This window comes from Enterobacter sp. BIDMC93 (assembly GCF_001037805.1).
Taxonomy (GTDB): Bacteria; Pseudomonadota; Gammaproteobacteria; order Enterobacterales; family Enterobacteriaceae; genus Enterobacter; species Enterobacter hormaechei_C.
In genome coordinates this window covers 2060374-2072050 of the sequence record NZ_KQ089962.1, presented here as the reverse complement: position 1 = coordinate 2072050, position 11677 = coordinate 2060374, and the positions used below count along the sequence as shown (strand labels likewise).

The 11677-nt window shown below is 56.1% G+C and carries 12 protein-coding genes; 7 read left to right on the top strand and 5 right to left on the bottom strand.

What is annotated here, in order from left to right; all coding sequences use genetic code 11:
- The first annotated feature begins 58 nt into the window (after positions 1 to 58).
- Both dld and SK58_RS09800 read left to right on the top strand, forming a co-directional pair.
- Positions 59 to 1816, top strand: a complete 1758-nt coding sequence (gene dld / locus SK58_RS09805) for a D-lactate dehydrogenase (RefSeq protein WP_015572331.1) — start codon at positions 59 to 61, stop codon at positions 1814 to 1816.
- 102 nt (positions 1817 to 1918) lie between these two features.
- Positions 1919 to 2473 (top strand): GNAT family N-acetyltransferase, encoded by a 555-nt coding sequence (locus SK58_RS09800; protein ID WP_017693051.1) that lies wholly within the window; start codon positions 1919 to 1921, stop codon positions 2471 to 2473.
- Positions 2474 to 2578: 105 nt separating this feature from the next.
- Here SK58_RS09800 and pbpG read toward each other — a convergent pair whose 3' ends face one another.
- Positions 2579 to 3502 carry a D-alanyl-D-alanine endopeptidase gene (gene pbpG, locus SK58_RS09795; protein ID WP_015572329.1) on the bottom strand — a complete coding sequence of 308 codons (924 nt, stop codon included), beginning with the start codon at positions 3500 to 3502 and terminating at the stop codon, positions 2579 to 2581.
- 167 nt (positions 3503 to 3669) lie between these two features.
- On the bottom strand, positions 3670 to 4257 hold the full coding sequence (locus SK58_RS09790; RefSeq protein ID WP_003859296.1) for a Yip1 family protein: 588 nt from the start codon (positions 4255 to 4257) through the stop codon (positions 3670 to 3672).
- 157 nt (positions 4258 to 4414) lie between these two features.
- Between SK58_RS09790 and SK58_RS09785 the strand changes: the two genes are divergently transcribed.
- Positions 4415 to 4987, top strand: coding sequence for a DedA family protein (locus SK58_RS09785; protein WP_015572327.1), 573 nt, complete (start codon positions 4415 to 4417; stop codon positions 4985 to 4987).
- A gap of 77 nt (positions 4988 to 5064) precedes the next feature.
- Here the strand turns inward: SK58_RS09785 and SK58_RS09780 are convergent, their stop codons facing one another.
- The 3 genes from SK58_RS09780 to dusC all read right to left on the bottom strand — a co-directional run bounded on the left by SK58_RS09780 (position 5065) and on the right by dusC (position 8565).
- Complete coding sequence (locus SK58_RS09780; RefSeq protein WP_063142567.1) at positions 5065 to 5829, bottom strand: SDR family oxidoreductase; 765 nt, start codon at positions 5827 to 5829, stop codon at positions 5065 to 5067.
- A gap of 50 nt (positions 5830 to 5879) precedes the next feature.
- Positions 5880 to 7298: a multidrug resistance outer membrane protein MdtQ gene (mdtQ, locus tag SK58_RS09775; protein ID WP_048219762.1), complete on the bottom strand. Its 1419-nt coding sequence runs from the start codon at positions 7296 to 7298 to the stop codon at positions 5880 to 5882.
- 331 nt (positions 7299 to 7629) lie between these two features.
- Positions 7630 to 8565, bottom strand: coding sequence for a tRNA dihydrouridine(16) synthase DusC (gene dusC / locus SK58_RS09770; protein ID WP_003859306.1), 936 nt, complete (start codon positions 8563 to 8565; stop codon positions 7630 to 7632).
- Positions 8566 to 8733: 168 nt separating this feature from the next.
- On the opposite strand from dusC, the gene SK58_RS09765 reads away from it, so the two are divergent.
- From SK58_RS09765 to sanA, 4 genes are all read left to right on the top strand, one after another.
- Complete coding sequence (locus SK58_RS09765; protein WP_003859308.1) at positions 8734 to 9129, top strand: CidA/LrgA family protein; 396 nt, start codon at positions 8734 to 8736, stop codon at positions 9127 to 9129.
- Positions 9126 to 9821, top strand: coding sequence for a CidB/LrgB family autolysis modulator (locus SK58_RS09760; RefSeq protein WP_032648907.1), 696 nt, complete (start codon positions 9126 to 9128; stop codon positions 9819 to 9821). The genes SK58_RS09765 and SK58_RS09760 overlap by 4 nt, the downstream gene beginning before the upstream one ends.
- A 128-nt stretch (positions 9822 to 9949) precedes the next feature.
- Positions 9950 to 10834 (top strand): cytidine deaminase, encoded by an 885-nt coding sequence (gene cdd / locus SK58_RS09755; RefSeq protein WP_032103253.1) that lies wholly within the window; start codon positions 9950 to 9952, stop codon positions 10832 to 10834.
- 127 nt (positions 10835 to 10961) lie between these two features.
- Positions 10962 to 11672, top strand: a complete 711-nt coding sequence (gene sanA / locus SK58_RS09750) for an outer membrane permeability protein SanA (protein WP_003859314.1) — start codon at positions 10962 to 10964, stop codon at positions 11670 to 11672.
- Positions 11673 to 11677 lie beyond the last annotated feature (5 nt).

Here is an 11677-nt window from a genome sequence, read left to right as displayed (position 1 = left end):
ACGGCTAATCGCGCTATGCTTTACAGCGAGAAATTTGCCCCACCACAAGGAGTGGAAGATGTCTTCTGTTCGAACTGACGATAACACTACATTTATTAACGAACTGTCTCGCCTGGTTGGTCACTCTCACCTGCTTACCGACCCGGCCAAAACCGCCCGCTATCGGAAGGGCTTTCGCTCCGGCCAGGGCGACGCGCTGGCGGTAGTCTTCCCCGGTACGTTGCTCGAACTGTGGCGCGTGCTCAGCGCCTGCGTTGCGGCAGACAAGATTATTTTAATGCAGGCTGCGAATACCGGCCTGACCGAAGGCTCCACGCCGAACGGCAACGATTACGATCGTGACATCGTGATTATCAGCACCCTGCGCCTCGACAAACTGCACCTGCTGGACAAGGGCGAACAGGTGCTCGCCTTCCCCGGCACCACGCTTTACTCGCTGGAAAAAGCGCTTAAGCCGCTGGGACGCGAACCGCACTCGGTGATCGGCTCATCGTGCATTGGCGCCTCGGTGATCGGCGGGATCTGCAATAACTCCGGCGGCTCGCTGGTGCAGCGCGGCCCGGCTTACACGGAAATGTCGCTGTTCGCCCGTATCGATGAAAACGGCAAGCTGACGCTGGTTAACCATCTGGGGATCGATCTGGGCGTAACGCCAGAGCAGATCCTCAGCAAACTCGACGATGACCGCGTAAAGGACGAAGACGTTCAGCACGATGGCCGTCACGCGCATGACCACGATTACATCACCCGCGTGCGCGATATCAATGCCGATACGCCGGCGCGCTATAACGCCGATCCGGATCGCCTGTTTGAATCCTCCGGCTGCGCGGGCAAGCTGGCCGTTTTTGCGGTGCGCCTCGATACCTTCCCGGCAGAGAAAAAGCAGCAGGTGTTTTACATCGGCACCAATCAGCCGGAGGTGCTGACGGAGATCCGTCGTCATATTCTGGCCGAGTTCACTCACCTGCCGGTGGCAGGCGAGTATATGCACCGGGACATTTACGACATCGCAGAGCGCTACGGCAAAGATACCTTCCTGATGATCGACAAGCTCGGCACCGACAAAATGCCGTTCTTCTTCACTATGAAGGGCCGCACCGACGCGATGCTGGAGAAAGTATCGTTGTTCAAACCGCACTTCACCGACCGCTTTATGCAGAAGCTGGGTAACGTCTTCCCGGCGCATTTACCGGAGCGGATGAAGACCTGGCGCGACAAGTATGAGCACCATCTGCTGCTGAAAATGGCCGGGGACGGAATTGCCGAAGCGCAGAGCTGGCTCACCGAATTCTTCAAAACCGCCGACGGGGATTTCTTTGCCTGTACGCCGGAAGAAGGCAGCAAAGCCTTCCTGCACCGCTTCGCCGCGGCGGGTGCTGCCATCCGTTATCAGGCGGTGCATTCCGAAGAGGTGGAGGATATTCTGGCACTGGATATCGCCCTGCGTCGCAACGATACCGAGTGGTTTGAACATCTGCCGCCGGAGATCGACAGCAAGCTGGTGCATAAGCTCTATTACGGCCACTTTATGTGCTATGTCTTCCATCAGGATTACATCGTCAAAAAAGGGGTTGATGCACACGCGCTGAAAGAACAGATGCTGGCGCTGCTGCACGAGCGTGGCGCGCAATATCCTGCCGAGCACAACGTAGGACACCTGTACAAAGCGCCGGAGACGCTTAAACAGTTTTATCGCAAAAATGACCCTACAAACAGTATGAACCCGGGCATTGGTAAGACAACGCGGAAGAAATACTGGAAAGAGAGTGCCGAAACAGAGGAACACAATACGCAAGCCTCTGATGAACTCTTATAGCCAAATTTAAGAGATTGTTAAGCCCTCCTCAAACGTACTAGAGTATCTGCCTGTTGCCAGAGAAACGTTTCTCTGGCTTTCCAAACAAGGAGCGGGCAGAACATGTCGGCTGTAGAAATTTTCCCCGAAACTGAAATCGAGGTGCGCGACGCCCTTCCTGACGATGCGCATGCCATCTCGGCGATATACGCCTGGCATGTGCTTCATGGCCGTGCGTCCTTCGAGGAAGTTCCTCCCACCGTCGATGAGATGCTTCAGCGGATGAAGAGCGTGACCGACAGCGGTTTACCGTGGCTGGTTGCGCTGTATCGCGGCATTGTTGTCGGCTACTGCTACGCCACGTTTTATCGTCCACGCCAGGCCTACCGGTACACCCTTGAGGAATCCATCTATGTGGATGCCAGCACTACCGGGCGCGGGTTTGGCTCGGCCTTACTCCAGGCACTGATCGCCCGTTGTGAACAAGGACCCTGGCGGCAGATGATTGCCGTGGTTGGTGACGGAAACAATAATGCGGGATCGTTACGGCTGCATAAAAAACATGGCTTCGAGGTTGTCGGTCAACTGCGCAGCGTGGGGTATAAGAAGGGCGACTGGCGGGATACGTTGATCATGCAGCGTCCACTCAACGATGGTGACTGGACGCTGCCGGAGTAGGCGCTTTCGCCCGGTGGCGCTTCGCTTACCGGGCCTACGTATCGGGGCCGCTTTAGGGCCGTAGGCCGGGTAAGGCGAAGCCGCCACCCGGCACAGACAGGCGGCTCAGTCGTTCTGCGCCGTCGCCATCTGTTCCGCTTTCTGCTTTTTATACGCCAGCGCTGAAGCCGGCACCGGCTGCACTTTCCCGGTTTCAATCCAGGTGCGCAGGCGGCTGGCGTCCGCAAAGTGGGTATATTTGCCGAAGGCATCCATCACCACCAGCGCCACTGGCTTACCGTTAAACACGGTGCGCATCACCAGGCAGTGCCCTGCCGCATTAGTGAATCCGGTCTTGGTTAACTGAATATTCCAGTTATCGCGATACACCAGATGGTTAGTGTTGCGGAACGGCAGCGTATACGCCGGGTTCGAGAATGTCGCCATCTCCTCACGCGTGGTACTGAGCTGACCGATCAGCGGGTATTGCTTACTGGCGATCAGCAGCTTGGTTAAATCACGCGCCGTCGAGACGTTATGAATCGACAGACCGGTTGGCTCTACGAAATGGGTATTTTTCATCCCCAGCGCTTTGGCTTTGGCGTTCATCGCGCGGATAAACGCGTCGTAACCACCAGGATAATGGTGGGCAAGGCTTGCCGCCGCGCGGTTCTCAGAGGACATCAGCGCCAGCAGCAGCATATTTTTACGGCTGATTTCACTGTTCAGACGCACGCGAGAGTAGATCCCTTTCATCTCTGGCGTGTGGCTGATATCCACCTTCAGCTTTTCGTCCAGCGGCAGTCGTGCATCAAGCACCACCATCGCGGTCATGACTTTGGTTATGGAAGCGATCGGGCGCACCAGATCCGGATGACTGGCGTAGATCACCTTGTTGGTATTCAGGTCAACGATCATCGCGCTGCCGGACGCAATCTGGGGTTGCGCAGCAGCGGTGGCGACTGCGGTCGTTTTGGCGATGGCTGGCGCGGTAGCGGAGACGCCCAGCAGCAGCGCAAGACTAAGGAGTGACACTCGAAATTTCAGCATGATGAGACTTCTGATAATGATTCACGCACGTTATGACGTACACCGCCTGTGTCAACGGATAAACACAGGCTGGCTTCGGCATCATAGCGGTCACCGTGCCTTGTCGCCAGCGGAGAATCATAACCAGATGCTGCATTGCTGGCATTTACGCCAGCAATGCAGGGAACTTAAAAGAGACGGTATCCATAACCCCAAAGAATAACTGTCAGGGCCAGTAGCGCCTCCAGGACCAGCACGCCGATGGCAAGCGTAGAGCTGGAGAAGCTCAGGCCCTCTTCTTTATTGATATTGAGGAAGGTTGGCACCCCTACATACAGCAGATAACCGGTGTAAAAGAGGGCAACCGTACCGATCAGCGCGCACAGCCAGACCAGTGGATAGAGCGCGACAATACCGCTTAAAAACAGCGGGGTCGCGACGTATCCGGCGAAGACCATACAGTGTGCCAGCGACGGGCGCTGCGGATAGTTGCGCGCCATCCAGTGGATGACCCGCCCCATCACCGCCACCCCGGCCAGCATCAGGCCATAAAACAGAATGGCCAGGTACAGTCCGGTAAACCAGGAAAGCTGAACCACGGTGCCGTCACCAAAGTTCCAGCCTATCTGCGTAGTACCAATAAACGCGCAGACCACCGGCACCGCTGCCATCAGCAGGACATGGTGGGTATAGTGATGCGCGACCGTTTCGTTCTCGTTACGGATCACCTGCATTTCACGATCGGGATGGGAGAAAAGTCCCCAGACATGGTTCATAACGCCCCCTTGTTGTCGGCCCATCAGCGATAGCTTAAGTATAATGCAGGCTTTAGATTATTTTATGTACAGTGGGAAATTTCCGTTGATTGCCGCGCGGTTGATGGATGGGGTATATGATTAACGCAGGCACAGTAAGGGAGATGACGTTTACGTAATGGATATCAACGGTCTTATTGAACAATATGGATACGCCGCGCTGGTGATCGGCAGCGTCGCGGAAGGCGAAACCATCACGCTGCTGGGCGGGGTGGCCGCACATCAGGGATTGCTGAAATTCTCGCTGGTGGTCGCCGCCGTCGCGTTGGGCGGTATGATTGGCGATCAGCTGCTCTACTTTCTGGGGCTGCGCTTTGGCCCAACGCTTTTGCAACGTTTTGCTAAGCATCAAAAGAAAATTCGCCGTGCTCAGCGGCTTATCCAGCGACGTCCCTGGCTGTTTGTGATTGGTACCCGCTTTATGTACGGCTTTCGCATCATCGGGCCAATACTGATTGGCGCGAGCCGCTTACCGCCGAAAATCTTCCTGCCGCTGAACATTCTCGGGGCGATTGCCTGGGCGCTGATTTTCACCACGCTTGGCTACGTGGGTGGCGAAGTAATAGGTCCGTGGCTGCATAATCTCGATCAGCATCTTAAACACTGGGCCTGGTTGATCCTGGTTGTTGCGGTGGTGATTGTGGTACGGCTGTGGCTCAAGCATCGCGAAAAGCGGCGGGATGAAGAGTGAGTTCGGCCTGCTGCCCCTCACCCTACCCCTCTCCCCAAACGCTATACACCCTCTCCCCTTGGGGGTGAGGGGAATGCTTATTCCGCAGGCTTAAACTGCGGATTCGCCAGCATAAAACCGCCGTCGACGATAAACGACTGCCCGGTGGTGTAGCTGGCGTCGCTGTCACACAGCCACGCCACCAGGCTGGCAATTTCTTTGGTATGCCCTGGCCGTGCCAGCGGGATTTCCGGCATTGCGCCTTCTTTCACTTCGCTGTCGTCCATATCATTCATCGGCGTGGCGATCGCTCCGGGCGCAACGGCGTTCACCAGAATCTTATGTTTAACCAGCTCCAGCGCCATCGACTTTGTTAACCCGCCCAGCGCATGTTTGGCCGCCGTATAGGCGCTGGCGTCCGGCAATGGCGTATGTTCATGCACCGAGGTGATATTCACGATCCTCCCCCCTTCCCCCTGCTTCAGCATCTGACGCGCCGCGATTTGCGAGCAGAGAAACGCGCCGTCCACGTCAACGGTGAATATGTGCCGCCAGTCGTCAAACGACAGGTCCAGAAATGGCGCTTTATTCATCGCCCCGGCATTGTTAACCAGCACATCCAGCCGCCCGAAACGCGTAATCAGGGTTTCAATGGCCTTTGCGCCTTCCGGCAAATTGCTTAAGTCGAGATGAATGGCCTCGGCACGCTGCCCGCGCGCTTCAATTTCACGGCAGGTTGCCAGCGCCCCTTTCTCATCTGAATGCCAGGTTACTCCGACATCAAACCCGCGTTCGGCCAGCATCAGGGCCGTCGTTTTGCCAATTCCTGAATCCGATGCGGTAACAATTGCGACTCGCGTCATACTCACCTCCTGATAATCTGCAAAGAGGTAAGTATAGATAATGCGCAATGTTAGCCGTGATGATATCCGCCACCGAGCGCGGAGGTGAGCTGGAGCGTGGCATCCACGTACTGACCTTTCAGCATCAACCCGGTAATACGCTCTTTGAGCGCCGGAATTTTTGCTTCACTCACCCGGGAGCCGGCAATGATCCCGGCGCTGAAACGCGCCTGTGCCAGCGCAACGACGCGCGCCGCATCTTTTTCGATCTGCTGCTGGTGCTGATTTTTGGCGGTCAGCGTTTCCACTTCGCTGGCCGTCCGGGCAACCTGGTTTACGGCATCTACCACGGCCTTGTTGTAGTTCGCCACGGAGAGGTTGTTTTGCGCCTGGGCGATATCCAGGTTCGCATTCAACCGACCGCTGTCAAAAATTGGCAGCGTCAGCCCGGCGGTTACGCCCATTTGCTGCGCAGATGAGCGGAACAGGTCACTCAGGTGCAATGCATCCTGCTGCAAGAATGCCATCAAATTGATGTCAGGGTAGAACGCGGCTCTGGCGGCATCCACTTCGCTCATGGATGCTTCGATATACCAGTGCGCCTCCTGCAAATCCGGGCGCCGAGCCAGCAGTTCATAACCGAGCGTTGATGGCAACGACGCCTCTGCGTCAGGTAAGGCATGCCGGGCGAGCGTGACTGAAGGGGTATGGGTCAACGCATTCAGACGCGCCTCAATGACCTTCATTTTGCCGTGCACGTCAGCGAGCTGTTCATCGGTTTTGCTGGCATTGATATCCGTTTCAACGCCTTCCACCGAGGAGGTAATGCCGTGCTGATAAAGCTCACGATCGGCACCGATGATATTTTCCTGCTCCCGTTTGATTTGCGCGAGTACGTCACCCACCGCGGCCTCGGTCTGCCAGTCCCAGTACAGCCGCGCGACGCTGCTGGCGAGCAGCTGGCGGGTCTGCTCCAGCTCCGCTTTTTGCGCATTCACCTGACCGATGCGGGCCTCAATTTGGGCGCGGTTTTTACCCCATAAATCCAGATCCCAACCCGCCGTCAGACCAAAGGTGCCGTTGGTGTACCAGGGGCCGGTTGTCCCCGCCGCCGGGTCGGTCAGCGCAAATGGCCCCATCAGCCCCTCTGCCGACATTTTTTGCCGTTCAACATCTGCGGAAAAATCCAGCTGTGGACCCTCAGCAGCGACAGCGGCTTTCGCCTGTGCTTCCGCCAGGGTAATACGCTGACGGGCAATTTGCATATCCGGCGCATCCGCCAGCGCTTTGTCGATCAGCGCGTTGAGCTGGGGGTCGTTAAAGTCTTTCCACCATTCGCTTTTTGGCCAGTCGGCATGACGCAGTTGGGTATTTACAGCTGCGGCGGCGGCTTGCGTTTTTACTGGAGACACCGTGGCATGTTCCGGCGCGCAGGCGGCCAGCATAAAAACAAGAGGAGTACTCAGAGATAAAGTAAGAGAACGTTTCATTACGCCATGAACTCAAAAAAATAAAGGCGCAACTTACGCTTACTGACGTTCCGTTTTTTAGTAACGCGTGGCAATCCGCATATTGTTATACATTTTCATATCCGGAAATTTATTCCCCAAGACAATGATTTAATTTCATGTATTCATGCTAATTATGAATTGGCTGCTACACTTACTTCGACAGACATACGCAGGAGAGGCGAATGAAAATATTATTGTGGGTTATTTTGATTATATTTCTGATAGGGCTGCTGGTGGTAACCGGCGTATTCAAGATGATTTTCTGATTCTGTTGCCCGGCTCCGTGCCGGGCAAACTCTTCACACTTCGCTCAGGATTTTGACTGGATCACCCGGGCAATATCCGCAGACGTCTGTAGGGTACGGATCTCCTGAAATAATCCCAGCGCGTCGTCGTACTCTTTACGCAAATAACTCAGCCACTGCTTAATGCGCGCGACGTGATACAAGCCGGTATCGCCCTGCTTTTCCAGCCGCGTGTATTTTTGCAGTAGTTTCACCACATCCGCCCACGGCATCCGCGGCTCATTATATTTCACCACCCGGCTGAGGTTCGGCACGTTCAGCGCACCGCGGCCAATCATCACGGCATTACAGCCGGTCTCTTTGAGGCAGGCCTGCGCGCTCTCGTAATCCCAGATTTCGCCGTTGGCAATCACCGGGATCGTAAGCCGTTTGCGGATCTCGCCAATCGCCTGCCAGTTAATGCGCTCGGCTTTATAACCATCCTCTTTGGTTCGCCCGTGCACCACCAGCTCGGTGGCGCCCGCCTGCTGCACCGCGTCAGCAATTTCAAACTGCTTATCGCCGCTGTCCCATCCCAGACGCACTTTGACCGTCACCGGCAGGTGCGATGGCACCGCCTCACGCATGGCCTTTGCGCCGCGATAAATCAGCTCCGGATCTTTAAGTAGCGTCGCCCCCCCGCCGCTGCCGTTGACCAGCTTTGACGGACAGCCGCAGTTAAGATCGACGCCGTACGAACCAAGCGCTACCGCGCGGGCGGCGTTTTCAGCCAGCCACTCGGGATACTGGCCGAGCAGCTGGACACGCACCAGCGTACCGGACGGGGTACGGCTCTGACGATGCAGTTCCGGGCAGAGACGATAAAATGATTTTTCTGGCAGCAACATATCGACCACGCGCAGAAACTCCGTCACGCAGAGATCGTAATCGTTCACCTCGGTAAGCAGCTCGCGCACGAGAGAGTCGAGCACACCTTCCATCGGGGCCAGTAAAACACGCATTCTGAGTACCTGTGAAAAAAGACGCGCTATAGTAGCTGCTCTCTATGTATGTTGAAAGCCCGGCGTTCCATTGCGGAATGTCTGGTATGCCCAAAATTCATGATGTGATCCGTGGCACATTTTCAGGTTTAATTGTATGATGAATACGTCTCAGCAAGGACTTTCACCATGAGCAAATCACTGAATACTATCTGGCAATACCTTCGCGCCTTCGTCCTCATTTATGCCTGCCTGTACGCCGGCATTTTTATCGCTTCGCTGCTGCCGATTACGATACCCGGCAGCATTATCGGCATGCTGATCCTGTTTGTGCTGCTGGCATTACAGGTGCTGCCCGCGAAATGGGTTAATCCGGGGTGCTTCGTTCTCATTCGCTATATGGCCCTGCTTTTTGTGCCTATCGGCGTTGGGGTGATGCAGTATTACGATGTGCTTAAAGCGCAGTTCGGCCCGATTGTGGTCTCCTGCGCCATCAGTACGCTGGTGGTATTCCTGGTCGTCAGCTGGAGTTCACACATTGTGCATGGCGAACGCAAGGTCGTCGGGGAGAAAACAAAAAAATGATGGCGAATATCTGGTGGTCCCTGCCGTTAACCCTGGTGGTGTTCTTTGCTGCGCGTAAGCTTGCGGTGCGTTTCAAAATGCCGTTGCTCAATCCGCTGCTGGTCGCCATGGTGGTGATTATTCCTTTTCTGCTGCTCACCGGCATTCCTTATGAGCGTTACTTCGCCGGGAGCAGGATCCTCAACGATTTGTTGCAGCCTGCCGTGGTGGCGCTGGCGTTTCCTTTATATGAGCAACTGCATCAGATCCGCGCGCGCTGGAAATCCATCATTACCATCTGCTTTGTGGGTAGCCTTGTTGCGATGATCACCGGTACCTCGGTGGCCTTATTGATGGGCGCGTCGCCGCAGATCGCCGCCTCTATCCTGCCTAAATCCGTCACCACGCCGATTGCCATGGCCGTGGGCGGCAGCATCGGGGGCATTCCGGCCATCAGCGCCGTGTGCGTGATTTTCGTCGGTATCCTGGGCGCGGTGTTTGGTCATACGCTGCTCAATATCATGAAAATTCGTACCAAAGCGGCACGCGGTCTGGCGATGGGTACCGCCTCGCACGCGCTGGGCACCGCACGCTGCGCGGAACTGGATTATCAGGAAGGGGCATTCAGCTCGCTGGCGCTGGTGATCTGCGGGATTATCACTTCCCTGGTCGCGCCGTTTATCTTCCCGATTATTCTGGCAGTCATGGGCTAAAATTTGCGATGCGTCGCGCAAATTTCATTTTCATTTCATAAGTTGCACACATAATGAGATTTGGATCACATATAAAGGCCGTACGGCTCCGTACACTACCGATCCATTAACCTTGATGAGGCAACGTCATGCATCCACGTTTTCAAGCTGCTTTCTCTCAGCTTGCAGAGAATTTGCAATCAGCCCTGGCTCCGGTTCTGGCGGATGCGCATTTCCCCGCCCTGCTGACGGCAGATCAGGTCACGACCCTTAAACAGGCAACGGGGCTGGACGAAGACGCGCTGGCTTTCGCCCTGCTGCCCCTGGCGGCTGCCTGCGCCCGCGCTGACCTTTCCCATTTCAACGTAGGCGCAATTGCGCGCGGCGTGAGCGGAACCTGGTACTTCGGCGGAAACATGGAGTTTCTTGGTGCGACCATGCAGCAAACCGTCCACGCGGAGCAGAGCGCCATCAGTCACGCCTGGCTGCGCGGCGAAAAAGCCCTGCGCGCCATCACCGTCAACTATACCCCTTGCGGCCACTGCCGCCAGTTTATGAATGAGCTGAACAGCGGTCTTGAACTGCGTATCAACCTGCCGGGACGCGCACCGCATACGCTGGGTGATTACCTGCCGGATGCTTTCGGCCCGAAAGATCTTGAGATCAAAACCCTGCTGATGGACGAGCAGGACCACGGTTATGCGCTCTCGGGAGATGAGCTGAGCGAAGCGGCCATTGCCGCCGCCAATAAAAGCCACACGCCCTACAGCAAATCTCCAAGCGGCGTCGCCCTTCAGTGCCGCGACGGCCGCATCTTCACCGGCAGCTATGCAGAGAACGCCGCATTTAACCCGACGCTGCCTCCGCTCCAGGGTGCCCTGAACCTGCTTAGCCTGAACGGGTATGACTACCCGGATATTCAGCGCGCAATCCTGGCTGAAAAGGCCGATGCGCCGCTGATCCAGTGGGACGCGACCGCAGCCACGCTGAAAGCGCTGGGCTGTTCAACCATCGACCGCGTGCTGCTGGCATAATCTGTTCGGCGGGCAGAGTTGCCCGCCAGTCTGACGAAAAACCCCTCAGTTGAATCGCTGTTTCTTGCGCTAACCAGGCGGGTACAGTAGCCTGAGGGAAATTTCATCATCGGTAAGAGCCATCTGCATGTTAAAGCGCGTGTTTTACAGCCTGTCTGTCCTGGTCGGCATACTGCTGTTGATCGTGCTGGGCCTCGACCGCTGGATGAGCTGGAAAACAGCCCCCTACATTTTTGATGACCTACAGGATCTCCCCTACCGTCAGGTTGGTGTGGTGCTTGGCACCGCCAAGTATTACCGCACTGGCGTCATAAATCAGTATTACCGGTATCGTATTCAGGGCGCGCTGAACGCCTATAACAGCGGCAAGGTGAACTATCTGCTGCTGAGCGGCGATAACGCGCTGCAAAGCTATAACGAGCCGGTGACGATGCGCAAAGATCTGATTGCCGCAGGCGTCGACCCGGCCGATATCGTGCTCGACTACGCCGGATTCCGCACGCTTGATTCCATCGTGCGTACCCGCAAGGTGTTCGACACCAATGATTTCATCATCATTACCCAGCGTTTCCACTGCGAGCGGGCGCTGTTTATCGCCCTGCATATGGGCATTCAGGCGCAGTGTTATGCGGTGCCATCGCCAAAGGATATGCTGAGCGTGCGCGTACGTGAGTTTGGCGCCCGTTTTGGTGCGCTGGCTGACCTGTACCTGTTCAAACGTGAACCGCGCTTTTTAGGCCCGCTGGTGCCGATCCCAACGATGCATGAAGTGCCGGAAGATGCGCAGGGTTATCCGGCGGTAACGCCAGAGCAGTTGCTGGAAATTCAGAAGAAGTAATAACT

What these genes read in the sequence shown, in the direction of transcription:
- dld (WP_015572331.1), top strand. Translation starts at nt 59, where the DNA reads ATGTCTTCTGTTCGAACTGACGATAACACTACATTTATTAACGAACTG.
- SK58_RS09800 (WP_017693051.1), top strand. Translation starts at nt 1,919, where the DNA reads ATGTCGGCTGTAGAAATTTTCCCCGAAACTGAAATCGAGGTGCGCGAC.
- pbpG (WP_015572329.1), bottom strand. Translation starts at nt 3,502, where the DNA reads ATGCTGAAATTTCGAGTGTCACTCCTTAGTCTTGCGCTGCTGCTGGGC.
- SK58_RS09790 (WP_003859296.1), bottom strand. Translation starts at nt 4,257, where the DNA reads ATGAACCATGTCTGGGGACTTTTCTCCCATCCCGATCGTGAAATGCAG.
- SK58_RS09785 (WP_015572327.1), top strand. Translation starts at nt 4,415, where the DNA reads ATGGATATCAACGGTCTTATTGAACAATATGGATACGCCGCGCTGGTG.
- SK58_RS09780 (WP_063142567.1), bottom strand. Translation starts at nt 5,829, where the DNA reads ATGACGCGAGTCGCAATTGTTACCGCATCGGATTCAGGAATTGGCAAA.
- mdtQ (WP_048219762.1), bottom strand. Translation starts at nt 7,298, where the DNA reads ATGAAACGTTCTCTTACTTTATCTCTGAGTACTCCTCTTGTTTTTATG.
- dusC (WP_003859306.1), bottom strand. Translation starts at nt 8,565, where the DNA reads ATGCGTGTTTTACTGGCCCCGATGGAAGGTGTGCTCGACTCTCTCGTG.
- SK58_RS09765 (WP_003859308.1), top strand. Translation starts at nt 8,734, where the DNA reads ATGAGCAAATCACTGAATACTATCTGGCAATACCTTCGCGCCTTCGTC.
- SK58_RS09760 (WP_032648907.1), top strand. Translation starts at nt 9,126, where the DNA reads ATGATGGCGAATATCTGGTGGTCCCTGCCGTTAACCCTGGTGGTGTTC.
- cdd (WP_032103253.1), top strand. Translation starts at nt 9,950, where the DNA reads ATGCATCCACGTTTTCAAGCTGCTTTCTCTCAGCTTGCAGAGAATTTG.
- sanA (WP_003859314.1), top strand. Translation starts at nt 10,962, where the DNA reads ATGTTAAAGCGCGTGTTTTACAGCCTGTCTGTCCTGGTCGGCATACTG.